23 protein-coding genes and 1 other RNA gene are annotated in these 21752 nt (G+C 64.0%); 17 read left to right on the top strand and 7 right to left on the bottom strand.

Annotated elements, in window-relative coordinates; all coding sequences use genetic code 11:
* Positions 1–64: 64 nt before the first annotated feature.
* The 3 genes from AB4Y85_RS11395 to tkt all read right to left on the bottom strand — a co-directional run bounded on the left by AB4Y85_RS11395 (position 65) and on the right by tkt (position 4445).
* Entirely contained in the window at positions 65–1255 is a 1191-nt protein-coding gene (locus AB4Y85_RS11395; RefSeq protein WP_441985010.1) for a phosphoglycerate kinase, read from the bottom strand.
* Positions 1256–1460: 205 nt separating this feature from the next.
* The gene (gene gap / locus AB4Y85_RS11390; protein ID WP_441985009.1) at positions 1461–2468 is read right to left on the bottom strand and encodes a type I glyceraldehyde-3-phosphate dehydrogenase; all 1008 of its coding nucleotides are present in this window, start codon (positions 2466–2468) and stop codon (positions 1461–1463) included.
* Positions 2469–2510: 42 nt separating this feature from the next.
* Positions 2511–4445: a transketolase gene (gene tkt, locus AB4Y85_RS11385; protein WP_441985143.1), complete on the bottom strand. Its 1935-nt coding sequence runs from the start codon at positions 4443–4445 to the stop codon at positions 2511–2513.
* A gap of 272 nt (positions 4446–4717) precedes the next feature.
* Here tkt and AB4Y85_RS11380 point away from each other — a divergent pair, with 272 nt between their 5' ends.
* Positions 4718–5011, top strand: a complete 294-nt coding sequence (locus AB4Y85_RS11380; protein WP_441985008.1) for a DUF4164 domain-containing protein — start codon at positions 4718–4720, stop codon at positions 5009–5011.
* 3 nt (positions 5012–5014) lie between these two features.
* A complete protein-coding gene (locus AB4Y85_RS11375; protein ID WP_441985007.1) occupies positions 5015–5386 on the top strand; it encodes a cell division protein ZapA in 372 nt (123 codons plus the stop codon).
* Between the two features lie 179 nt (positions 5387–5565).
* On the opposite strand, the gene AB4Y85_RS11370 is transcribed toward AB4Y85_RS11375, so the two are convergent.
* Entirely contained in the window at positions 5566–5850 is a 285-nt protein-coding gene (locus AB4Y85_RS11370; protein WP_441985006.1) for a hypothetical protein, read from the bottom strand.
* 200 nt (positions 5851–6050) lie between these two features.
* Here AB4Y85_RS11370 and ssrS point away from each other — a divergent pair.
* From ssrS to ybgC, 9 genes are all read left to right on the top strand, one after another.
* Positions 6051–6206: non-coding RNA, 6S RNA (ssrS, locus tag AB4Y85_RS11365), on the top strand.
* Between the two features lie 4 nt (positions 6207–6210).
* A complete protein-coding gene (locus AB4Y85_RS11360; RefSeq protein WP_441985005.1) occupies positions 6211–6795 on the top strand; it encodes a 5-formyltetrahydrofolate cyclo-ligase in 585 nt (194 codons plus the stop codon).
* Positions 6796–6805: 10 nt separating this feature from the next.
* Entirely contained in the window at positions 6806–7627 is an 822-nt protein-coding gene (locus AB4Y85_RS11355; RefSeq protein WP_441985004.1) for a TIGR00282 family metallophosphoesterase, read from the top strand.
* Between the two features lie 369 nt (positions 7628–7996).
* Positions 7997–8692 (top strand): exopolysaccharide biosynthesis protein, encoded by a 696-nt coding sequence (locus tag AB4Y85_RS11350; protein ID WP_441985003.1) that lies wholly within the window; start codon positions 7997–7999, stop codon positions 8690–8692.
* A 127-nt stretch (positions 8693–8819) separates the two neighbouring features.
* Entirely contained in the window at positions 8820–9566 is a 747-nt protein-coding gene (locus AB4Y85_RS11345) for a YebC/PmpR family DNA-binding transcriptional regulator (RefSeq protein ID WP_441985002.1), read from the top strand.
* A 2-nt stretch (positions 9567–9568) separates the two neighbouring features.
* Positions 9569–10072 carry a crossover junction endodeoxyribonuclease RuvC gene (gene ruvC / locus AB4Y85_RS11340; RefSeq protein WP_441985001.1) on the top strand — a complete coding sequence of 168 codons (504 nt, stop codon included), beginning with the start codon at positions 9569–9571 and terminating at the stop codon, positions 10070–10072.
* Between the two features lie 206 nt (positions 10073–10278).
* A complete protein-coding gene (gene ruvA / locus AB4Y85_RS11335) occupies positions 10279–10896 on the top strand; it encodes a Holliday junction branch migration protein RuvA (RefSeq protein ID WP_441985000.1) in 618 nt (205 codons plus the stop codon).
* A gap of 203 nt (positions 10897–11099) precedes the next feature.
* Complete coding sequence (gene ruvB / locus AB4Y85_RS11330) at positions 11100–12146, top strand: Holliday junction branch migration DNA helicase RuvB (protein WP_441984999.1); 1047 nt, start codon at positions 11100–11102, stop codon at positions 12144–12146.
* 181 nt (positions 12147–12327) lie between these two features.
* Positions 12328–12738: a tol-pal system-associated acyl-CoA thioesterase gene (gene ybgC, locus AB4Y85_RS11325; protein ID WP_441985142.1), complete on the top strand. Its 411-nt coding sequence runs from the start codon at positions 12328–12330 to the stop codon at positions 12736–12738.
* A 111-nt stretch (positions 12739–12849) separates the two neighbouring features.
* Here the strand turns inward: ybgC and AB4Y85_RS11320 are convergent, their stop codons facing one another.
* Positions 12850–13224 carry a nuclear transport factor 2 family protein gene (locus AB4Y85_RS11320; protein ID WP_441984998.1) on the bottom strand — a complete coding sequence of 125 codons (375 nt, stop codon included), beginning with the start codon at positions 13222–13224 and terminating at the stop codon, positions 12850–12852.
* A gap of 372 nt (positions 13225–13596) precedes the next feature.
* Between AB4Y85_RS11320 and tolQ the strand changes: the two genes are divergently transcribed.
* The 4 genes from tolQ to tolB are packed head-to-tail and all read left to right on the top strand — an operon-like array spanning position 13597 to position 17333.
* Positions 13597–14325: a protein TolQ gene (tolQ, locus tag AB4Y85_RS11315; protein ID WP_441984997.1), complete on the top strand. Its 729-nt coding sequence runs from the start codon at positions 13597–13599 to the stop codon at positions 14323–14325.
* Positions 14326–14343: 18 nt separating this feature from the next.
* Complete coding sequence (locus AB4Y85_RS11310; protein WP_441984996.1) at positions 14344–14787, top strand: ExbD/TolR family protein; 444 nt, start codon at positions 14344–14346, stop codon at positions 14785–14787.
* A 34-nt stretch (positions 14788–14821) separates the two neighbouring features.
* Positions 14822–15970, top strand: coding sequence for a cell envelope integrity protein TolA (gene tolA / locus AB4Y85_RS11305; RefSeq protein ID WP_441985141.1), 1149 nt, complete (start codon positions 14822–14824; stop codon positions 15968–15970).
* Between the two features lie 34 nt (positions 15971–16004).
* Positions 16005–17333, top strand: coding sequence for a Tol-Pal system beta propeller repeat protein TolB (tolB, locus tag AB4Y85_RS11300; protein ID WP_441984995.1), 1329 nt, complete (start codon positions 16005–16007; stop codon positions 17331–17333).
* Between the two features lie 156 nt (positions 17334–17489).
* On the opposite strand, the gene AB4Y85_RS11295 is transcribed toward tolB, so the two are convergent.
* Together AB4Y85_RS11295 and AB4Y85_RS11290 are read right to left on the bottom strand one after the other, a co-directional pair.
* Positions 17490–18107 (bottom strand): HdeD family acid-resistance protein, encoded by a 618-nt coding sequence (locus tag AB4Y85_RS11295; RefSeq protein WP_441984994.1) that lies wholly within the window; start codon positions 18105–18107, stop codon positions 17490–17492.
* Positions 18108–18179: 72 nt separating this feature from the next.
* Positions 18180–19691, bottom strand: coding sequence for a phospholipase D-like domain-containing protein (locus AB4Y85_RS11290; RefSeq protein ID WP_441984993.1), 1512 nt, complete (start codon positions 19689–19691; stop codon positions 18180–18182).
* A 458-nt stretch (positions 19692–20149) separates the two neighbouring features.
* Here AB4Y85_RS11290 and pal point away from each other — a divergent pair, with 458 nt between their 5' ends.
* Positions 20150–20650 carry a peptidoglycan-associated lipoprotein Pal gene (gene pal / locus AB4Y85_RS11285; RefSeq protein WP_441984992.1) on the top strand — a complete coding sequence of 167 codons (501 nt, stop codon included), beginning with the start codon at positions 20150–20152 and terminating at the stop codon, positions 20648–20650.
* A 107-nt stretch (positions 20651–20757) separates the two neighbouring features.
* Positions 20758–21747, top strand: coding sequence for a tol-pal system protein YbgF (gene ybgF, locus AB4Y85_RS11280; protein ID WP_441984991.1), 990 nt, complete (start codon positions 20758–20760; stop codon positions 21745–21747).
* Positions 21748–21752: the final 5 nt, after the last annotated feature.

The following is a 21752-nucleotide window of genomic DNA, read 5'->3' as shown; positions in this document are numbered from 1 at the left end:
TAAGCCTTCGAGCCTGTCGCGAAGTCTCCGGCGAAGCGGGTGCCGCTTTCGCCGGATAATGCTTTCAAGCCCTCAGAGCTTCCACGCCGGGAAGCGCCTTGCCCTCGAGCCATTCGAGGAAAGCGCCGCCTGCCGTCGATACATAGGAGAAGCTTTCCGCAACGCCAGCGTGGTTGAGGGCCGCAACCGTATCGCCGCCTCCGGCGACGGAGACGAGCTTGCCTTCCTTGGTGCGCTGCGCCGCATGGCGCGCGGCTGCGACCGTTCCCTGATCGAACGGGGCGATTTCGAAAGCGCCAAGCGGGCCGTTCCAGACCACCGTCGCCGCGTCGTTGATCGCCGCGTTGATGCGCTCGACCGATTGCGAACCCACATCGAGGATCATCTGGTCCTCGGGGATCGCGTCGATGCCGTAGGTGCGGTTATGCGCGCCGGCCTTGAACTCGTAGGCGCAGACGCCGTCCACCGGCAGGATGATGGCGCAGTTGGATTCACGCGCCTTCTCGATGATGCGCATGGCGGTCGCCGCGAGATCCTTCTCGGCGAGCGACTTACCGACACCCAGGCCAGTGGCATGAACGAAAGTGTTCGCCATGCCGCCGCCGATGACGAGAGCATCGACCTTGGTCACGAGGTTTTCGAGCAGATCGATTTTTGATGAAACCTTCGCGCCACCGACGATGGCGACGACGGGACGCTTCGGCGCTTCCAGGCCCTTGGTGAGCGCATCGAGTTCCGCCTGCATGGTGCGGCCGGCATAACCGGGAAGCACGCGGGCAAGACCTTCGGTCGAAGCATGCGCGCGGTGCGCGGCGGAGAAGGCGTCGTTCACATAGAGATCGCCGAGCTTCGCGAGTTCCTTCACGAAGGCCGGATCGTTCTTTTCCTCACCCGCATGGAAGCGGGTGTTTTCGAGGAGGAGCACGTCGCCGCCGTTCATGGCGGCGACGGCCTTTTCGGCGGCTTCGCCGATGCAGTCATCGGCGAAGGCCACGGGTTTTCCGAGATGCTTCGAGACCGCTTCCGCGACCGGCTTCAGGGATTCTTTCGGATCGCGTCCTTTCGGGCGTCCGAAATGGGCGAGAAGGATGACCTTTCCGCCCTTGTCCGCGATCTCGCGGATGGTGGGAAGGACGCGCTCGATGCGCGTCGCGTCCGTCACCCTGCCGTTATCCATGGGGACATTGAGGTCCACCCGGACGAGAACGCGTTTACCCTTGACGTCGGCTTGGTCGAGCGTGCGGAAGGCGGTCATTACTATCAGCCTTGCTTCAGAGGTTCTGTTCGGAAGGCGATCACCCAAAGAAAGATAACCGCGATAGGAGGGAAGAAGGCCAGGATAGAAAGATACTTCGAGATCCCGGCCTGTGGGAGAAGCCGCCAGAACGCAATGACGTTCACAAGAAACACCAGCAAAATCAGCCAGTGCCAGATACTAGCTCCTCCCATACCGGTTCCCCTTAGATGAGCTTCGCCATGGCGACGGCGGTATCCGCCATGCGGTTCGAGAAGCCCCACTCGTTGTCGTACCAGGACAGCACGCGCACGAAGTTGCCTTCCATCACCTTGGTCTGATCCAGGTGGAAGACGGAGGAATGAGGATCGTGGTTGAAGTCCGTGGAGACGTTGGGCTGGTCGGTGTAGCCGAGCACGCCCTTGAGCGGGCCGTTGGCCGCAGCCTTGATGGCGTCGTTGATCTCCTGCACCGAGGTGTTCTTCTTCGCCACGAACTTGAAGTCGACAACGGAGACGTTCGGGGTCGGAACGCGGATCGACGAGCCGTCGAGCTTGCCGTTCAGCTCCGGCAGCACGAGGCCGACGGCCTTGGCGGCGCCGGTCGAGGTCGGGATCATGTTCAGGGCCGCAGCGCGGGCGCGGTACAGATCCTTGTGCATCTGATCGAGCGTCGGCTGGTCGTTGGTGTACGAGTGGATCGTGGTCATGAAGCCCTTCTCGATGCCCACTGCGTCCTGAAGCACCTTCGCCACGGGGGCGAGGCAGTTCGTGGTGCAGGATGCGTTCGAGATGACCAGGTGGTCCTTGGTGAGCTTGTTATGGTTCACGCCGTAGACGACCGTGAGGTCGGCGCCGTCGGCGGGAGCCGAGACGATGACGCGCTTGGCGCCGGCGGTCAGATGCGCGGAGGCCTTCTCTTTTGATGTGAAGATGCCGGTGCATTCGAGCGCGATATCGACGCCGAGCTCGCGGTGCGGCAGGGTCGCCGGGTCCTTGATCGCCGTGACGCGGATCTTCTTGCCGTTGATGACAAGGAACTCCCCCTCGACCTGTACGTCAGCCGGGAAGCGGCCATGCACGGAGTCGAAGCGGAGCAGGTGAGCGTTCGTCTCGACCGGACCGAGATCGTTGATGGCAACCACCTCGATATCCGTGCGGCCGCTTTCCACGATGCCACGGAGGATATTGCGTCCGATGCGACCGAATCCGTTGATCGCGACCTTCACCGTCATAGTCTTAGCTCCCTTGTGATGAGGCTTGTGTACGTAACTGTCTTACAGATTATGCGTCCGCAGAACTTTTTCCGCCACTGCCTCGGGCGTGATGCCGAAATGCTTGTAGAGGTCCTTGTAGGGCGCGCTTGCGCCAAACCCATGCATGCCGACGAAAATTCCATCCGGGCCGATGACCGAATCCCAGCCGAAGCGAACGGCGGCTTCCACCGCGACCTTGATCGGCGCATCGCCGATGATCTCGTGACGCACCTTCTCGGGCTGGCCTAAGAACAGGTCGAGGGACGGGACTGAGACCACGCGGGCGTCGAAGTTCTGCTCGGCGAGCAGCTTCTGGGCGGCGAGCGCGATCTCGACCTCGGAACCGGACGCGAAGATCGTGGCGCGGGCCTTGCCCTTTGCCGGTGACAGCTCGTAGGCGCCGGTGGCCGACAGATTCTTCGCGCCGCCCTCTTTGCGGACCTGCGGCAGGTTCTGGCGGGTCAGGGCGAGCGTCGTCGGGCCGTCGGTGCGCTCGAGCGCCATCTGCCAGGCTTCCGCCGTCTCGATGGCGTCCGCAGGGCGGAACACGCGCATCTGGGGCATGGAGCGAAGGGCGGCGAGGTGCTCCACCGGCTGGTGGGTCGGGCCGTCCTCACCCAGGCCGATGGAATCGTGGGTCATGACATAGACCGCCGGAATGCCGGCGAGCGAGGCGATGCGCATGGCGGGGCGCGCATAATCGGTGAAGACCAGGAAGGTCGCGCCGGCCGGCACATAGCCGCCATGGAGCGCGATGCCGTTCATGGCAGCCGCCATGCCGTGCTCGCGGATGCCGTAATGGATGTAACGGCCCGCGTAATTGCCCGGCGAGATGGCGGTGAGGTTCTTGGTCTTGGTGTTGTTGGACGGCGTCAGGTCCGCCGAGCCCAGCACCAGCTCCGGCACGGCCTCGGTGAGGACTTCGAGCGCGATTTCGCTGGCCTTGCGGGTGGCGACGTTCTGCGGCTCGGCGAAGAGCTTGTCCTTCAGCTTGGCGACGGCGTCGGCCAACCCTTGCGGGCGGACGCCCTTCACCCGGCGCTCGAACTCGCCGCGCTTGTCGGCAGGCAGAGCCTTCAGGCGGTCTTCCCAGGCCTTGCGCAGGCGGCGGCCCTTCTTGCCGGCCTTCGCCCAGGCATCGCGGATGTTGTCCGGGATCACGAAGGGCTCGTGGCTCCAGCCGTAGGAGGCCTTGGCGCCGGCCAGTTCCTCGGCACCCAGCGGCTCGCCGTGAGCCTTGGAGGTGCCGGCCTTCTTCGGAGCGCCGTAGCCGATGGTGGTCTTGCACGCGATCAGGGTCGGCTTGTCCGCCTTCTGGGCGCGGGAAATGGCGCGCTGGATCGCCTTCTCGTCATGGCCGTCCACGCGAACCGCATTCCAGCCGCAGGCCTGGAAGCGCTTCACCTGATCGACCGAGTCGGAGATCGAGAGTGGGCCGTCGATGGAGATCTCGTTGTCGTCCCACAGGACGATCATGCGGTTGAGCTTCAGGTGGCCCGCAAGCGCGATGGCCTCCTGGCTGATGCCTTCCATCAGGTCGCCGTCGGAGGCGAGCACGTAAGTGAAGTGATCGACGAGATCGCTGCCGTATTCGGCGTTCAGCATGCGCTCGGCGAGCGCGAAGCCCACGGCGGTGGCGATGCCCTGGCCCAGCGGACCGGTGGTGGTCTCGACGCCGGGGGTCATGAAGTTTTCAGGATGGCCCGGGGTCTTCGAGTCGAGCTTACGGAAGTTCTTCAGCTCGTCGATGGTCATGCCCTCGACACCCGTGAGGTGGAGGAGCGCGTAGAGCAGCATCGAGCCGTGGCCGGCCGAGAGGATGAAGCGGTCGCGGTCCGGCCATTTCGGGTCGGCGGCGTCGTATTTCAGAAACTTGGTGAAGAGCACCGTGGCGATGTCGGCGGCGCCCATGGGCAGGCCCGGATGTCCCGATTTGGCTGTTTCCACAGCGTCCATGGCGAGGACGCGCACGGCGTTCGCCAGATCGGAATGGGTGACACGATCGGCGGAGACGGTCTTGAGCACAGCGTGATCCACAAGTCTTGGGGCCCTGGCGGGCCGTCTGTCTGGAAAAGGCGTGGGCTCCTTAACACGCGGGGGGGACGAGTCAAAGACTGAACGGGCGTAATCCCCTTATGCTCCAGGCGCAGCCTTTTTCAAATCAGGCGCAAAACCGGGTCCACTTTTCCGCACGATGCGCTAGTCTCAAGCCGATTCCTGGAGGGGTGATGACGTCCATTCTCGACGACGCGTTCAAACGGCTCGATGGGGCTCTGGGCCTGCTCGAAGCCTCGGTCTCCCGTCGTCTCGAAGCCGACCGGCGCAAAGGCGGCCTGGAAACCGAGCTCCAGCTCATGCAGGACGACCGCTCCCGCCTTGCCGAGGAACTCGACGGCGCGCTCACCCGTCTCCAGCGTTTCGAGGTAGCCACCGACGATGTGAGCCGGCGCGTGCAGCTCGCCATCATCGCCGTCCAGAATGTCCTGGCCCAGGCGGGCCGACTCGAACATGAGGACGCCTGACGGATGTCCCACGTCTCGGTCACCATCGCCGGCCAAACCTATCGCATCGCCTGCGCCGAGGGCGAGGAGCGGCACCTGGAGGGCCTCGCCGCCTCTTATGACGCGAAGATCGAGGAGATGCGCGGGGCCTTCGGCGAGATCGGCGACCTACGCCTCCACGTCATGGCAGCCATCACTCAAGCCGATGAGCTGCACGAGTCGAAGCGGCGTGTGGCTGCACTGGAGGCGGAACTCGCGAACCTGAAATCCTCCACCGGCGACGAACGCGGCCATGCCATCGAGGCACAGCTGGCCGAGGGTCTGCACAAGGCCGCGGAGCGGATCGAGCGGCTGGCCCGCAACCTCAACGCCCCGACGGCGGCGCTGGAGGAATAGGCCGCGTCGGCAACCCTTCATGACGGCTTGGAGATAAACGGCCGACATGACCATACGATTCTCCGTCATGGCCGGGCTTGTCCCGGCCATCCTGATCCGAAGAGCGAAACGCTTGAAACAATCGGGATCACCGGCACAAGGCCGGTGATGACGTGCGGAGATTATCGACGCCTTCTGAATCAATGACCCTTTGACAGCCGCTGCTGGCGCTGGCGGAGGGTGACGAGGAGTTCGAGATAGGGCTCTCGCCGCTCCCTGTGGGCGGCCCTGATCTTCTTGACGATATGGTTTTTCAGTTCCTGGTCGGTGGTGCTGTTTTCAAGCTTTGCCAATTGCACTTCATGCTCGAAATCGATGTTGCCCAGGAGATGCAGCACCTCGCGCATCATGGAAGCGATGCTCGGTGTATGGGCTGCACTGTGCACCTCGCGGGCGTTGAAAGGCTCAAATTTATTCAGTGCCATAATCCCTCCCTCATAGCGGCTGGCGTTTTCCTCCGAGGAACCCTCACATAAGCCATGGGATTTTGGCATCCGTAGGAAAACTGAGGCTGATACGTAACTCTTTGGGGGTAGCCGTGCGCTCGCCGCCCGCACGATAAAGATGATCGCCGGCCTAAACTTTTCCTCTTCCCCTCGGAGCTCCCAATCCCTACATAGGGAATGCGGGGCTGCGGGGCGCGTTAGGAGTTCATATTCCCCGGGGCCTTATCGATCCCAACGGGAGCTGTCCCTGCCCGGTCCCTGGACCGGAACATATGGCGCCCACCTACTTTGTAGGTTCCCGGGATCGCTTCTCCGACGGTTTTTGTGGCTCCGCACTCCATGCATTCTCTGCCCCCTCCCGCCTTGAAAGATCAGCTTCGCAACGAGGCGCTCGCCCGCCGCGACGGGCTCGACAAGGCGTTCCGCGAGGAGGCGGCCCGGGCGATCACCGCCCAGGCGCTCGACCTGCCCGACCTGTCCGAGATCACCCCCGTCGGCGGCTATTGGCCGATCCGCAGCGAGGTCGATCCGCGCCCCCTCATGGAGGCAATGCTGGCACGCGGGCAGGACGTGGCCTTGTCCCAGATCCTCCATCCCCACTTAAGTTGGCGCCTCTGGCAGCCGGGCGACGTGCTCATCAAGGGCGGCTTCGGCGTACGCGAGCCCGGCCCCGACGCACCGGAGGTTTTCCCGAAATGCCTCATCGTGCCCCTCGTCGCCTTTGACCGCAGGGGAGGGCGCATCGGCTACGGCAAAGGGCATTTCGACCGTGCCATCGCAGCCCTCGAAGCGCAGCATCCGGTCTTGACCATCGGCCTCGCATATGCGGTTCAGGAGATCGAGCAGGTTCCGATCGAGGATCATGACCGCCTGCTCGATGTTGTGATCACGGAAACCGAACTCATTCGGACCAAGTCTGCGTAAAGGCAAATCCATGCGTCTCCTCTTCCTCGGCGATATTGTCGGGCGGCCCGGCCGCAACGCCGTCATCGAACGGCTGCCGGGGCTTCGCGAGCGCTGGAGCCTCGATTGCGTGGTGATCAACGGCGAGAACGCGGCCGGCGGCTTCGGTATCAACGAGGCGATCTGCGACGAGGTCCTGAACGCGGGCGCCGACGCCATTACGCTTGGCAACCATTCCTGGGACCAGCGGGAGACGCTGGTCTTCATCGAGCGCCAGCCCCGACTGCTGCGCCCGGTCAATTACCCACCCGGCACGCCGGGTCGCGGCGCCAACCTCATCGATACCCGCTCCGGTCACCGGGTGCTCGTCGTGAACGTCATGGGGCGTCTCTACATGGACCCCCTCGACGACCCCTTCGCCGCCGTCGATCAGGCCCTGGAGGATTGCCCTCTGGGGCAGGTGGCCGATGCCATCATCGTGGATGTCCATGCGGAGGCGACGAGCGAGAAGGAGGCCATGGGCCATTATCTCGACGGTCGTGCCAGCCTCGTGGTCGGCACCCACACGCATGTGCCCACCGCCGACCACCGGGTGCTCCCCGGCGGCACCGCCTATATGTCGGATGCGGGCATGTGCGGCGATTACGATACGGTGCTCGGCATGCAGAAGGAGGAATCGATCCGCCGTTTCCTCCAGAAGACTCCCGGCCCCCGCATGGAGCCCGGACTCGGCGAGGGCACGCTCTCGGGCATCGCGGTCGAAACCGACGACCGGACAGGCCTCGCGGTGCGGGTCGCGGCGGTACGCCTCGGGCCGAACCTAGAAGAGACCTGGCCTCGGTTCTGGGATTAGGCACTGTCCTTCTCCGTCATGGCCGGGCCTGTCCCGGCCATCCACGTCTTCCTGCCATCCCCCCAGCCCTCATCCTGAGGGATCGCGGAGCGATCGTCTCGAAGGACGAGGGCGTCTCCAGAGATTGCTGGACGATCCTTCGAGACGCAGCCTAGCGGCTGCTCCTCAGGATGAGGTCGGTGGGGTGGCAACGAAGGCGGGGATCACCGGCACAAGGCCGGTGATGGCGTGAGGGTAATCTGGTTCGATCTCTCACCCGGTCGCACCACCCCCACCCCTGCCGCTCCCCGCAAGGGGAGGGCGCCGCCGCTGGCCCCTCCCTTTACCTTGAGCAGCCTCGTCCCCATCTTTGCGCCACGGAGGACGAAGGTGGACGCCAAGACAGAGCCTGTGCGCGCTAGAAAGCGCAGCTATCGCGAGGACAGCGAATTTCATCAGGCGCATGAGCACCAGAGTGTTTCCGCCGTCCTGCGTGCCGTCGTCGATGAGGCCAAGGGGAACACCATCTCCGTTCGAGAGATCATCGAGGCCCTCGGCGACCGCGCCTTTGGCTTCGTGCTGATCCTTTTCAGCCTGCCCAACAGCGTTCCGGCTGTGCCCCCTGGCGTCGCCGGGGTCTTCGGTACCCCGGTTCTGATCTTCGGCATCCAGATGCTGCTCGGCCACAAGCGCCCCTGGCTGCCGCAATTCTTCATGCGCCGGGAGCTGTCGCTCGAAAAATTCCGCAAGTTCATCGATGTTGCCGAGCCCAAGCTGCAATGGCTTGAGCGCTTCTGCAAACCGAGGCTCACCCAGCTTTTCGGAGTGGTGGGCGACCGGGCGGTAGGTCTCTTCGCGATTCTAGTGGCCCTATGCGTGCTCATTCCCTTCCCAGGTACCAACATTCCACCCTCGGCAGCCTTGGTCATCATCTCCATCGCGGTGATCGAGGAGGATGGTTATCTCCTGATCTTGGGTTCCCTCATTGGCCTTGCCGGCATGGCCTACACGGTGACGGTGTTGGGGGCCTCCTATCACCTCATTCTGGCCGCCATTCACAACATGCCGGGCTGGTTCGGGTTTTAAGGAAGAGTGTAGCAAGGGGCTTGGCCTGAAGCCCTTCGCCGCCTTATAAGCCTGCCATCGTCAACTTCCTCGGCCTGACGGGCGCTTGGCATTCAAGCCGCTCTCGGCCGCACATTCGGAGGCCCCGATGGCCGGACATTCACAGTTCAAGAATATCATGCACCGCAAGGGCAAGGTGGACGCGGTGCGGTCCAAGGTATTCTCCAAGCTCGCTCGCGAAATCACCGTGGCGGCCAAGATGGGCATGCCCGATCCCAACATGAACCCGCGCCTGCGCGCCGCCATCCTGGCTGCCCGCGCCGAGAACATGCCCAAGGACAACATCCAGCGCGCCATCAACAAGGCGTCGGGCGGCGAGGGCGAGAACTACGACGAAATCCGCTACGAGGGCTACGGCCCCGGCGGCGCCGCCATCATCGTCGAGGCGATGACAGACAACCGCAACCGCACGGCCTCCGACATCCGCTCCTACTTCACCAAGAGCGGCGGCAACCTCGCCGAGACCGGCGCGGTGTCCTTCATGTTCGACCGGGTGGGTTATATCGAGTTCGGCGCGGACCTCACCGACGCCGACACCATGTTAGAGGCCGCCATCGAGGCCGGCGCCGAGGATGTGGTGTCCTCCGAGAACGGCCACGAGGTCTATTGCGAGCAGACCACGCTCAACGAGGTGACCAAGGCGCTGGAAGACAAGTTCGGCGAGCCGAAAGCCTCGAAGCTGGTCTGGAAGCCGCAAACCCCCGTCGCCGTCGACGACGAGACCGGCGAGAAGCTCATGAAGCTCATGGAGTCGCTGGAAGAGCACGACGACGTGCAGAACGTCTACGGCAACTTCGAGCTCTCCGACGCTCTTATGCAGAAAATGGCGGGCTGAATGTGAGCGAGCGCGTCCGCATCCTCGGCCTTGACCCCGGCCTGCGCAATACGGGCTGGGGCGTCATCACCATCGAGGGGACGAAGCTCTCCTATGTGGCCTGCGGGGTCGTGACGTCGGACGGCGATCTCGATCTGGCGCTGCGCCTCAAGCAGCTCCATGATCGCCTGACGGAGGTCATCCGCACCTGGACGCCCGACGAGGTCTCTGTGGAAGAGACCTTCGTCAACAAGGATGCGCAAGCGACCCTCAAGCTTGGCCAGGCCCGTGCCATGTCCCTGCTGGTGCCCGCGCTCCACAACCTGCCCGTGGCGGAATACGGCGCCAATCAGGTGAAGAAGACCGTGGTAGGCGCAGGACACGCCGACAAGGCGCAGGTCCAGGCCATGGTGAAGATCCTGCTGCCCAAGGCCGAGTTCAAGAAAGCCGACGCGGCTGACGCCCTCGCCATTGCCATCGCCCATGCCCACCACCGCAAGGCCCGCGCTTTGGCGGCGAGCCTTTAATTTGTTACACGGATACAAACGTCATCCCGGACGGCGTGAGCCGATCCGGGATCGTGTGCAGAATGAAGCGCTGTTTCCCTCCCCCTTGTGGGGAGGGATTAAGGGTGGGGGTGGCGGCGCCGGACCTTAATAGGCTATCGCCGCCACCCCCACCTCCAACTCCTCCCCACAAGGGGGAGGAGGGCTTACCAGGAGCAGAGACGAACGTGATCGGCAAACTCAAAGGCGTGGTGGATTCCTATGGCGAGGATTTCGTGATCCTCGACGTGCACGGCGTCGGCTATGTGGTTCATTGCTCCTCCCGCACGCTCCAGAACCTGCCGCCCACGGGCGAGGCTGCCGTGCTTTCCATCGAGACCCATGTGCGCGAGGACATGATCCGCCTGTTCGGCTTCAAGTCCGACCAGGAGCGCGAGTGGTTCCGCCTGCTCCAGAGCGTGCAGGGCGTGGGCTCCAAGGTGGCGCTCGGCATCCTGTCCGTGCTAGATCCCGGCAGCGTCGCAACCGCCATCGCCACGGGCGACAAGGCTTCCGTTGGCCGCGCCCCCGGCGTCGGCCCCAAGCTCGCGCAGCGCATCGTCTCCGAGCTCAAGGACAAGGCCCCGGCCTTCGCCTCCATCGATCCCGCCCTCATCCGCCTCACGGGTGCAATCGATGACAGGACCGCGCCCGCGCCCGTTGCGGATGCGATCTCGGCGCTGGTCAATCTCGGCTACCCGCAGGTCCAGGCATCAGCCGCCGTCGCCGCCGCCATGAAGCAGGCAGGCGACGAGGCCGAGGCGAAGACGCTGATCAGGCTGGGATTGCGGGAACTGGCGCGGTGACCGTTTGCCCTTTGTGTCATCCCCGGCGAGCCGAAGGCGAGGGAAGGGGATCCACGATCAAGTGCGGCGCTGTGGATTCCCTTCCCCTCCGCTACGCTCCGGCCGGGAATGACACCGTATGTGAACGTTCCTGTTTTGATCCTGTTGAGAATGGCGTATGAGTGTCTCGTCGCCTATATGAAGCCTCTGGAAGGTAAGCCTCTTTGACCGATTCCAACCGCCTGCTCAGCCCTGAAAAGCGTGAGGACGACTCTGAAGCGTCGATCCGGCCGCTGTCGCTTGCCGATTTCACGGGGCAGAAGGCCGCGCGGGCGAACCTGCAGGTCTTCATCGATGCCGCCAAGGCGCGCAGCGACGCGCTCGACCACGTACTCTTCGTCGGTCCTCCCGGCCTCGGCAAGACCACGCTGGCGCAGATCGTGGCGCGTGAGCTCGGCGTGAATTTCCGCTCCACCTCCGGTCCCGTCATCGCCAAGGCCGGCGATCTGGCGGCGCAGCTGACGAACCTCGAAGAGCGCGACGTGCTCTTCATCGACGAGATCCATCGCCTCAACCCGGCGGTGGAGGAAATTCTCTATCCGGCCATGGAGGATTACCAGCTCGACCTCATCATCGGCGAAGGCCCCGCCGCCCGCTCGGTGAAGATCGAGCTGCCGAAATTCACGCTGGTCGGCGCCACCACCCGCGCGGGCCTGCTCACCACGCCTTTGCGCGACCGCTTCGGCATTCCGATCCGCCTCGAATTCTACACCATCGACGAGCTGGAGCTGATCGTGCGCCGTGGTGCGCGCGTGCTCGGCCTCAACATGAGCGACGAGGGCGCGAACGAGATCGCCCGCCGCGCGCGTGGTACGCCGCGCATCGCGGGCCGTCTGCTGCGCCGCGTGCGCGACTTCGCCATCGTCGAGGGCGTGCAGATCGTGTCGCGCGATCTCGCCGACCGCTCGCTGCGCCTGCTCGACGTGGACCCCATCGGCCTCGACCTGATGGACCGCAAATACCTGACCATGATCGCCACTTCCTTCGGCGGCGGCCCGGTCGGCATCGAGACGATCGCGGCGGCCCTCTCCGAGCCGCGCGATGCCATCGAGGACATCATCGAGCCCTATCTCATTCAGAAGGGCTTCGTGCAGCGCACTCCGCGCGGCCGCATCCTCACGCCCCACGCTTTCAAGCATCTCGGCATTGCCGAGCCGACGCGCGAGAACACCACGCAGTTCGGGCTGTTCAACGGGGATGGAGATGAGTGACAAGCGCGCCGCCAACACCTCCCCCTCGAGGGGGGAGGTCGCGCCGCAGGCGCGGGAGGGGGTGGGAGGCGAGAGCTTTCAGAACGCAGCGCCGCCACCCCACCCCGGATCGCTGACGCGCTCCGACCCTCCCCCTCAAGGGGAGGGTAAAGAAGGGGCTTACCCTCATCTCGCCGGTACGATGCAGGGCGGCGCGCATATCCTGCCGATCCGCGTCTATTACGAGGACACGGATTTTTCCGCGCGGGTGTATCACGCAAGCTATCTGCGCTTCATGGAGCGTGGGCGCACGGAGATCCTGCGGGCGGTTGAGGTGGCGCAGTCCGATCTTCATGCGGAGATGGGCGGGCTCGCCTTCGTGGTCCGCAAGATGACAATCGATTTCCTCGGCGGTGCGGTCATGGACGATGTGCTGACCATCGTGACGAGGCCGAAGGAGATACGCGGCGCCTCCATGACGCTGGCGCAGGAGGTGCGTCGCGGAAACGACGTGCTGGTGCGCGCCGACGTAATAGTCGCCGCCGTGCGCGACGGGCGCGCGGTGCGCATTCCGGATAATCTTCGCGCGGCGCTTTCAGGCGGTGAGGAATAAGCATTTCCTCCACGTCATGGCCGGGCTTGTCCCGGCCATCCCGATCCGAACAGCGCTGTGCTCTACCAATCGGGATCACCGGCACAAGGCCGTTGATGACGTGAGAGGATGTCAGGCCGTCTTGTTCAGCACCGGAGCTCCCAGTTTGAACCAGGCCTTCCGGATCAACCCGTCCTCAACCTCGTAGATCGCGATCACCTCGACGGTGCCTGTGCCTTCCGGGAAGGTGCGGGTCACGATCTCCTGGTCCACGACCATGTTGCCCACAGCCATGCGGCTGATGAGCTTGCCGTGGAGGTTCGGCTCCTGGAAGCGGGACACATGGCGCTCGCGGATCTGCTGTGCGCCTTGGGCGAGCAGGGTGTCCGGAAAGGCGAGGAACTGCGCGTCCTCGGCCCAGCAGGCCATGAAGGCATCGATGTCGCGGGCATTGTAGGCGTCGAGCTGGCGTCCCACGATCTCGGCGGGTTTTGTAGCAGTCGTCATGGTTATTCCGGTTCAGGATTGTCAAAACACGCCGGGCAGGGTTGCAAGCTTGGCAAGGCTAGACGTCCCAATCGCACGTGTTTTGCGAGGAAATCGGGGCGACATAAGGCCCTGATCCGGGGCCTATGACAACCGTGCCCCTAGGGAATGGCCTCTTATTCGAGAGGCGAAAGGCTCTTTTAAACCAAGCCTTAACCTTACTCTGTGCTTAAAAGACAACGGTTTAGGACGATCCGAGGCGTCGGGACCCGCGCCCTTATTTTCGACAGATTCGCGGGCGAACGAGCAGGATACGAAACAGAATTTTCCTAAAGCCGAATACGGTGGGCCTTGAGACCTCTCAAGGCGGCTCGAAGAGCGAGGGTGTGACTTATGAATCCGGCTGACGTGGCCCAGGCTGCCCCTGTGGCGCATGACCTGTCCTTCTTTAGCCTGTTCTGGCAGGCGCATTTCATCGTCAAGCTCGTGATGATCGGGCTGCTGGCCGCTTCCGTCTGGTGCTGGGCCATCATCATCGACAAGACGCTGCTCTACGCACGCACCAAGCGCGCCATGAACCGGTTCGAGGATGTGTTCTGGTCCGGCCAGTCGCTGGAGGAGCTCTACCGTTCGCTTCAGAACCGCCCGGCCACCGGCCTCGCCGCCGTTTTCGTGTCCGCCATGCGCGAATGGAAGCGCTCATTCGAGGGCTCGGGCCGCTCGTTCCAGAGCCTGCCGCAGCGCATCGACAAGGTGCTCGACGTCACCATCCAGCGCGAGGTGGAACGCCTCGATTCGCGTCTCATGATCCTCGCCTCCATCGGCTCGGCCGGTCCCTATATCGGCCTGTTCGGCACGGTCATCGGCATCATGAACTCGTTCACGTCGATTGCGGCCTCCAAGAACACCAGCCTCGCGGTCGTCGCGCCCGGCATCGCGGAGGCCCTGTTCGCCACCGCCATCGGTCTCTTCGCAGCCATCCCGGCGGTGCTCGCCTACAACAAGCTCCAGAGCGAGGTGGGCAAGATGCAATCGCGCCTCGAAGGCTTCGCCGACGAATTCTCCGCCATCCTCTCCCGCCAGATCGACGAGCGCATCGCGCATACGTCGAAGGCGGCCTGAGAAGGAGAGGATTAGGCCATGGCAATGATGGCAGGCGCGGCAGGAGGCGGACGTCGCCGCAGGCGCGGTAAGCGCGGCGGCGCGATCAATGAAATCAACATGACGCCGTTCATCGACGTCATGCTGGTGCTGCTCATCATCTTCATGGTGGCCGCGCCCATGATGACGGCGGGCGTGCCGCTCGATCTGCCGCAGACAAAGGCAGCGCCGCTGAATTCCGATGCGACGCCCGTGACCCTGTCCATCAAGCAGACGGGCCAGGTCTTTTTAGGCGAGTCCGAACTGACGGATGAAGCCATCGTCGGCAAGCTTGCCGAAGTGGCGAAGTCCGGCTTCGATGAACGCGTGTTCGTGCGCGGCGACAAACGAGTCGATTACGGCCGCGTCGCCCAGATCATGTCCATCGTCACCACCGCCGGTTACAAGCGCGTCGCGCTGGTGACCGAGGTGGACCAGAACTGAGCGGATAAGAACAAGGGGTAAGTGACAAGTGGCGTTGAAGGATTATTTCAACCCTTCCGAACCGGGATACTGGATCTCGGGCGTCGCGCATGCGGCGATGCTTGTTGCTGCCATGGTGGGCTTTTCCGCTGCTGCCGAATTCCCCGACGCGCAGGAAGGCATTCCCGTCGAGATCATCACCGACAACCAGTTCTCGCAAATCACCAAGGGCGAGAAGACCGCCAAGGCCGTGACGCCGGATCAGAAGCCTCGCGCCGACCGCGTCGCCGACAAGGCCGAGCTGCGTGAGGCCGGGGAAGAGAAGCGCGATACGCCCGCCCCGCCCAAGCGCCCCGAAGACATGAAGGTCGCCGAAGAGGCCGCTGCGGCTCAGGCTGCGGCTGCCGCAAAGGCTGAAGAACAGGCCAAGGCGGAGGCGGCAGCAAAGGCCGCCGCCGCGGCGAAGGCTCAGGCCGAGGCCAAGGCTGAAGCCGAGAAAAAAGCTGTCGAGAAGGCGGAAGCCGAAGCCATCGAGAAAGCCAAGGCTGCCGAACAGGCCAAGGCTGAGGCGGAAGCCAAGGCCCGCGCCGAAGCGAAAGCGAAAGCAGACGCTGAAGCTGAGGCCAAGCGCGTTGCCGAGGCAAAGGCCAAAGCCAAGGAAGAGGCAGAAGCGAAAGCCAAAGCGGAGGCCGAGGCCAAGAAGGTCGCCGAAGCAAAGGCCAAGGCCGAAGCAGAAGCCAAGGCGCGCAAGGAAGCCCAGGTCGCCAAGAATCTCGACATGGGCGATCTCAAGCAGTTCCTCGACAACAAGCAGAAGAGCCAATCCAGCGGCGCGACCGGATCCGAGGTGCAGAAGACTGCATCGCTTGGTACGCAGACCGGCAATTCCGCGAAGCTGAACCCGAGCATGCGCGATGGCCTCATCGGTCTCCTGCAGGATCAGATGCGCCAGTGCTACACAGTGCCGATCAGCGCATCGGGCGGTGAAGTCACGCCTCCTGTCCTCGACATCAGGCTCAGCGCGGACGGCTCCCTGGCCGCGCAGCCGACCATCGCAGCTTCCGGCAATTCATCGACGGATCGCGCGGTTGCCGATGCGGCTCTTCGTGCCGTGCGGCGTTGCGCTCCCTACAAGATCCCCGCGTCGTACGCTCCGTACTTCAATGACTGGAAACATCTGAACGTCGGCTTCGATGTCTCCTGATCTTAAAGCCCATCATGCTTGAGATATGACCCTTATGATCACTCGCCTTGTCTCTCGTCTTCTTGTCGCCCTTGCCGTCATCGTTCCGATGGCGGCGCTGGCTCCGGCTGCGCATGCGCAGTTGTCGTTCCGCGTCGGCCCCGGCGGTCAGTTCCAGCCGATGCCGATCGCCATCGCCGATTTCTCCGGTGAGGGCGATCTCGGCCAGCGCGTGTCCGGCATCATCGGCAACAATCTGCAGCGCTCGGGCTATTTCATGCCGCTCGACAAGGCGCGCTTCCCGGAGCGTCCTTCGTTCGATGCGGCTCCGCGTTTCGACGCCTGGAAGATGGCGGGCGCGCAGGCTCTCGTCACCGGCCGCGTCTCGCGCGATCCTTCGGGCCGCCTGCGCGCCGAGTTCCGCCTGTGGGACATCGAGACCGGCCAGCAGCTGACGGGTCAGCAATATGTGACGGACGCCAATTTCTGGCGCCGCGTCGGGCACATCATTTCGGACGCAGTCTACACCAAGATCACGGGCTTTGGCGGCTTCTTCGACACGCGCGTCGTGTTCGTGGATGAATCCGGCCCCAAGGAGAACCGCCGCAAGCGCCTCGCCATCATGGATCAGGACGGCGCGAATGTGCGCTATCTGACTCAAGGCGAGAACACCGTCGTCGCGCCGCGTTATTCGCCGGTGACGCAGGAAATCGCCTTCATGTCGCAGACGGAGGGCCAGCAGCCGCGCGTGCAGGTCATCAATCTCGAAACCGGATCGCGCCAGGTCGTCGGCAACTTCCCCGACATGACGTCGTCTCCGCGCTTCGGGCCTGACGGCCAGCGCATCGTCATGAGCCTTCAGCAGGGCGGCAACGCCAACATCTTCATGATGAACTTAGGCTCGCAGGCCACCACGCGCCTGACCTCGACTGGCGCCATCGACACCTCGCCGTCGTTCTCGCCGGATGGTTCGAAGATCGTGTTCGAGAGCGACCGCGGCGGCAAGCAGCAGCTTTACGTGATGGGCGTCGACGGCTCGAACCAGACGCGGATCTCGTTCGGCGACGGCTCCTATTCGCAGCCGGCCTGGTCGCCGCGCGGCGATTACATCGCCTTCACCAAGCAGCATTCCGGCGGCTTTGCCATCGGCATCATGAAGCCGGATGGTTCGGGCGAGCGCATCCTGACGGAGGGCTTCCACAACGAGAGCCCGGTCTGGGCGCCCAACGGCCAGTACATCATCTTCTTCCGCGATCCCGGCGGCCAGTCGGGCGGCAAGCTCTACATGGTCGACATCACCGGCCGCGTGGAGCAGCCCGTACCGACCCCGTCCTTCGCATCGGACCCGACCTGGTCTCCGCTGCTCAGCGAGGCAAAGCAGTAAGGTTGAAAAGGGCGCTTCGAGCGCCCTTTTTCGGTGTGGCGGCGGTTCCACCACACGTCATCACCGGCCTTGTGCCGGTGATCCCGATTGTTTGAGGCGTAGCGCTCTTCGGATCGGGATGGCCGGGACAAGCCCGGCCATGACACGAGGATAATATCAAGCCCGCAGCGAAGCGCCTCTCACGAAGTCGTCCTTGTGGCTGCGCAGCTTGAAGGCGAGGACGACGAGCGCGATGCCGAAGAACATCGCATAGGCGCCGAGCCACCAGGTGAGCACCACGGCGCCGAGGAGCGGCGCGACCAGAAGCGCCACGCCGAACAGCACGGATACGATGCCGCTGAAGACGAGCCAGCCGCGCCCGTATTCCGGGTTCAGCCTGAAGGCCGCGACGATCATCAGGACACCGGTGACGAGCGACCAGACCGCGAGCAGCATGATGAAGAATACGATGGTCAGGCCCGGCATGAGGAAGGCGATGACGCCGACCAGGATGTTGAGGATGCCCTCGAGGATCAAAAGACCCCAGCGCTGGTTGTTGGAGGCGGCGCGGATGCCGGAGACGATGCCGAACACGCCGTCCACCAGCATGTAGGCCGAGAAGAAGATCGCGAAGGACAGGAGCGTCGCGCCGGGCCAGAAGAACGCGATCAGCGCGAAGATGATGGCGAAGACGCCGCGCAAAGCCACGGCCCACCAGTTCTGCGCGAGAAGCGCGCTCATCGCCTCGACGCGGTCGTGAGTGCCCAAAGGAGGGCTGGAAGTTCCGGTGGCCATCGTCGTCTCCTTGGGTTCGGGCTTCGATGATGAAGGTACCGACGCAAGTAGAAACCCGGCGGAAAATGTCCATTACCCGCCGGGGGTAGCCTCCGTTTCCTTCTTTTTGTGCAGCCGCCGGCGCAGCTGGAGCTTGCGCCGCCGCAGGCGCACGCGCCGCTTCAGGCGGAAGGCGCGGATCAGCAGGGCGAGGCCGAACCAGACGAGGCCGATGACGATGGGCGAGATGATGAGCACGGGAAACACCGTGATCAGAGCCGCCAGTGCCAGCAGCACGAAGCCGATGATGGCGATGCTGCCAGCCTCGGTCGCCGTGAGCGAGCGTGAGCCCATGGCCTTGCCGATGCTGCTCGACAAAGCCAGCGCGCCGGCGGCAATGCGGCGCACGCCGCCGCGCTTGAAGCGGCGGTCCCGCCGCGAGCGCATGCGCTTGGCCTGACGGCGTCTCGATTGCCAGCCGGGAACGATCTCGGTGGCGTTGGCGAGATCCTCCAGATACATCGCCTCCATGGCTTCGGCGAAGCCGGAATCCTCCACCACCACGTCGAGTTCCCAATTGGTGGCCCAGCTTGCGATGTTGAGATTGGTGGATCCCACTCGCGCCCAGCGCCCGTCCACCACGGCGGTTTTCGCGTGGAGCATGGAGCCGTTCCATTCATAGACGCGGATGCCTGCCTCGATGAGGGAGCGATAGCCCGCGCGCACCACGGGCTGGAGCGCGGGCACGTCGCTCGATCCCGGCACGAGAAGGCGCACGTCCACCCCATCGCGCGCGGCTTCGCCCAGGGCCTGCACATAGGATGTGGTGGCGACGAAATAAGCGTCGGTGAGCCAGAGATTGCGTTGGGCGGTGGCCGCGATGAACTGGTCCACACGGTAGGTACGGAGCATGCCCGGCTCGCCGCTGATCAGCCGCGCCGCCATGGTGCCGACAGGCGCGATCCCGTCCGCGTCCGGCAGCTCGGATTTCGGAATGGGCTTCATGCCCGCCAGCACCCAGCTCTCGGCGAAAGCCGCATCGAGATCGGCGACGACCGGGCCTTCGAGGGAAATTCCCGTGTCGCGCCACGGCTCAGATTCCTTGCCGCCGGTCCAGCTGTCGGAAACGCAGAGCCCTGAGACGAATCCGATGCGGCCGTCCACGGTGATCAGCTTGCGATGGTTGCGCCGGATCCAGAACGGGTCGGTGATGCGCGGCGGGTTGAACACGCGCGCCTCGACGCCCGCCTCCCGCAGGCGCCGCCAGAAGGGGGGGAGGGCGCGAAAGGAGGAGCCGAGCCAGTCATAGAGCACGCGCACCTTCACGCCCGCTTGCGCGCGCTCCATGAGCACCTCGGCGAAGCGCCGCCCGGTCTCGTCATCGGCGATGATGAAGTTCTCGAAATGAACGACTCTCTCTGCTGCCCGGATCGCCTCGATCCAGGCCGGGTAGTTCTCCTTGGAGTCGCGAAGCAGGGTGATGGCATTGCCCAGGCGCAGGTCGCTGTCGGCGATGCGCGAGAAGGCGCGCTCCATGCGCAGGTCGTCCAACGCGGCGCGATAAGGGAGAACCGAGGGACCCGGCTGATTCGTGAGGAGATTCATGTCCGTTCAACGCATGAGCTGGGCATAAGGCGTCAGTTTGCTGCCAAGATTCGTGGGACTCCGATGGAGAGGTAGGACTGCAACGCTGAATCGCCAGGGGGATTCGCTGATCATCCAGGCAAGAAAGGGCATGGCGCTTATTCCCTCCCGCAAGAGGGAGGGAAAACGTGCTGTGCCTGTGGCTAAGCAGCATCGCTAAGCAAAAAATCTTATGGATGCCGCGCGGCGGGTTTTTGCTCTGAAGACCATCAAAACCCTGGGATTTCTGGTTAATAAACGGAGTTTCGCCTTCGCAATACCCGTTCACCTTTGATTTACCTTAACGCGAACTTCCACAACTTGGCCATAATTGAACCTGATCCGGCATCGTCTCTTAAGGTTGACGGAACCCTCCCTTAACCATCCGCCCGATATAAAAACCACAACGTTCGGCAAACGTATGTGTAAGGAGTAATGCCATGATGACGCTGCGCGCCGTCAAATTCGCCGCCGCTATGGTTCTCGCCCTGGGAGCGGCCGCCTGTTCTTCCAATAAAGACGGCATGGCCGATGGGTCCGGCGGCTTCGGCGCCGGCGGCGCCGCCACGCCTGGCAGTGCCCAGGACTTCGTCGTCAATGTCGGCGACCGGGTGTTCTTCGAGACGGACCAGACCGATCTCAACCCGACCGCCGTTGCCACCCTCGACAAGCAGTCCCAGTGGCTGCAGCGCTATCCGAACTACACCTTCATCATCGAAGGCCATGCGGACGAGCGCGGCACCCGCGAGTACAACTTCTCGCTCTCGGCGCGCCGCGCCCAGAACGTGCGCGACTACCTCGTCTCGCGCGGCATCAATGCCTCGCGCTTCCGGGTTGTTTCGTACGGCAAGGAGCGCCCGGTCGCGGTCTGCAACGACATCTCGTGCTGGTCGCAGAACCGCCGCGCGGTCACCGTTCTCGGTGGTGGTGCAGGCGCGTAAACGTCTAGCCACAGTTTCGTGAAACCCAGAAGCGCCGCCACATTATCGCCGTGGCGGCGCTTTTGTGTTATCGGCACGGTCGTTTGAGGCCTCATACGGTACCCAGCATGTTTCGACGCTTATTTGTCTTTTTCGCCTTGGCTTTCGCTTTGGCCGCTCCCGCCGCTGCGCAGGATGCCGCCGACGCCATCGTCCGCATCAACCGGCTCGAGAGCCAGATGCGGCAGTTGTCGGGCCAGATCGAGCAGCTCCAGTTCGAGAACCGCCAGCTCAAGGATCAGGTCCGGAAGTTCCAGGAAGACGTGGAATTCCGCTTCCAGGAGAATTCCGGCCGCGGCGGCTCCCGTCCCCCGGCGGCGACCCCGTCCCGCCCGGCCCAGCCGCAGGCGCAGCCCCAACCCCAACCTCAACCCCAGGCTCCGCAGCGGCGCAGCGATCTGTTCGATCCGTCGCAGGCCCCCAATGCCCCGGGCGCTCCGCGCCCGCTGGGCGCAACGCCGCCCTCCGCCCCGCTCGCCATGGAGGAGGGGGAGCCCATGGATGCTCCCGACCATCAGGCAGGCGGCATTGGTGAACTGATCGAGCAGGACGAGTTCGCTGAGGCGCCCGTTCAGGGCGGCCCTTCGGCCATGCCGATCCCGCAGGGCGCACTGCCTCTGCAAGGCACGCCTCCCGCCCGCACTGCGCCGAGCGTGGCCGCCACCAGCGTCACCAGCCCCCGCGCGGATTTCGATGCGGCCTATGCATCCTTCAGCCAGAAGCAGTACGATCAGGCCGAGATGGGCTTCCGCCGCTTCCTGCAGTCGAACCCCCGCGACCGGCTGGTGCCCGAAGCCACGTTCTGGCTCGGCGAGACCTATCTCCAGCGCGGCCGTCACCGCGAAGCCGCGGAGCAGTTCCTGAACGTATCCTCCGACCATCCCGATGCCGCGAAGGCCCCCGATGCGTTGCTGCGTCTCGGCATGGCCCTCAACGGCATGGGCGCCCGCGACCGGGCCTGCGCCGTCTTCGCCGAGCTCGACCGCAAATACCCCCAGGCTTCCGCCAGTGTGCGCCAGGGCTCCGAGCGCGAGCAGAAGCGCATCAAGTGCAGCTGACGGCT

Source organism: Microvirga sp. 2YAF29 (assembly GCF_052114605.1).
GTDB lineage: Bacteria > Pseudomonadota > Alphaproteobacteria > Rhizobiales > Beijerinckiaceae > Microvirga.
Note: the sequence above shows the minus strand (reverse complement) of the source record. Positions and strands in the feature narration are given on the sequence as shown.

What these genes read in the sequence shown, in the direction of transcription:
- AB4Y85_RS11295 (WP_441984994.1), bottom strand. Translation starts at nt 18,107, where the DNA reads ATGGCCACCGGAACTTCCAGCCCTCCTTTGGGCACTCACGACCGCGTC.
- ybgC (WP_441985142.1), top strand. Translation starts at nt 12,328, where the DNA reads ATGCAGGGCGGCGCGCATATCCTGCCGATCCGCGTCTATTACGAGGAC.
- AB4Y85_RS11370 (WP_441985006.1), bottom strand. Translation starts at nt 5,850, where the DNA reads ATGGCACTGAATAAATTTGAGCCTTTCAACGCCCGCGAGGTGCACAGT.
- pal (WP_441984992.1), top strand. Translation starts at nt 20,150, where the DNA reads ATGATGACGCTGCGCGCCGTCAAATTCGCCGCCGCTATGGTTCTCGCC.
- ybgF (WP_441984991.1), top strand. Translation starts at nt 20,758, where the DNA reads ATGTTTCGACGCTTATTTGTCTTTTTCGCCTTGGCTTTCGCTTTGGCC.
- tkt (WP_441985143.1), bottom strand. Translation starts at nt 4,445, where the DNA reads ATGGACGCTGTGGAAACAGCCAAATCGGGACATCCGGGCCTGCCCATG.
- AB4Y85_RS11355 (WP_441985004.1), top strand. Translation starts at nt 6,806, where the DNA reads ATGCGTCTCCTCTTCCTCGGCGATATTGTCGGGCGGCCCGGCCGCAAC.
- AB4Y85_RS11320 (WP_441984998.1), bottom strand. Translation starts at nt 13,224, where the DNA reads ATGACGACTGCTACAAAACCCGCCGAGATCGTGGGACGCCAGCTCGAC.
- AB4Y85_RS11395 (WP_441985010.1), bottom strand. Translation starts at nt 1,255, where the DNA reads ATGACCGCCTTCCGCACGCTCGACCAAGCCGACGTCAAGGGTAAACGC.
- AB4Y85_RS11360 (WP_441985005.1), top strand. Translation starts at nt 6,211, where the DNA reads ATGCATTCTCTGCCCCCTCCCGCCTTGAAAGATCAGCTTCGCAACGAG.
- AB4Y85_RS11345 (WP_441985002.1), top strand. Translation starts at nt 8,820, where the DNA reads ATGGCCGGACATTCACAGTTCAAGAATATCATGCACCGCAAGGGCAAG.
- gap (WP_441985009.1), bottom strand. Translation starts at nt 2,468, where the DNA reads ATGACGGTGAAGGTCGCGATCAACGGATTCGGTCGCATCGGACGCAAT.
- tolQ (WP_441984997.1), top strand. Translation starts at nt 13,597, where the DNA reads ATGAATCCGGCTGACGTGGCCCAGGCTGCCCCTGTGGCGCATGACCTG.
- AB4Y85_RS11310 (WP_441984996.1), top strand. Translation starts at nt 14,344, where the DNA reads ATGGCAATGATGGCAGGCGCGGCAGGAGGCGGACGTCGCCGCAGGCGC.
- AB4Y85_RS11375 (WP_441985007.1), top strand. Translation starts at nt 5,015, where the DNA reads ATGTCCCACGTCTCGGTCACCATCGCCGGCCAAACCTATCGCATCGCC.
- tolB (WP_441984995.1), top strand. Translation starts at nt 16,005, where the DNA reads ATGATCACTCGCCTTGTCTCTCGTCTTCTTGTCGCCCTTGCCGTCATC.
- AB4Y85_RS11380 (WP_441985008.1), top strand. Translation starts at nt 4,718, where the DNA reads ATGACGTCCATTCTCGACGACGCGTTCAAACGGCTCGATGGGGCTCTG.
- AB4Y85_RS11290 (WP_441984993.1), bottom strand. Translation starts at nt 19,691, where the DNA reads ATGAATCTCCTCACGAATCAGCCGGGTCCCTCGGTTCTCCCTTATCGC.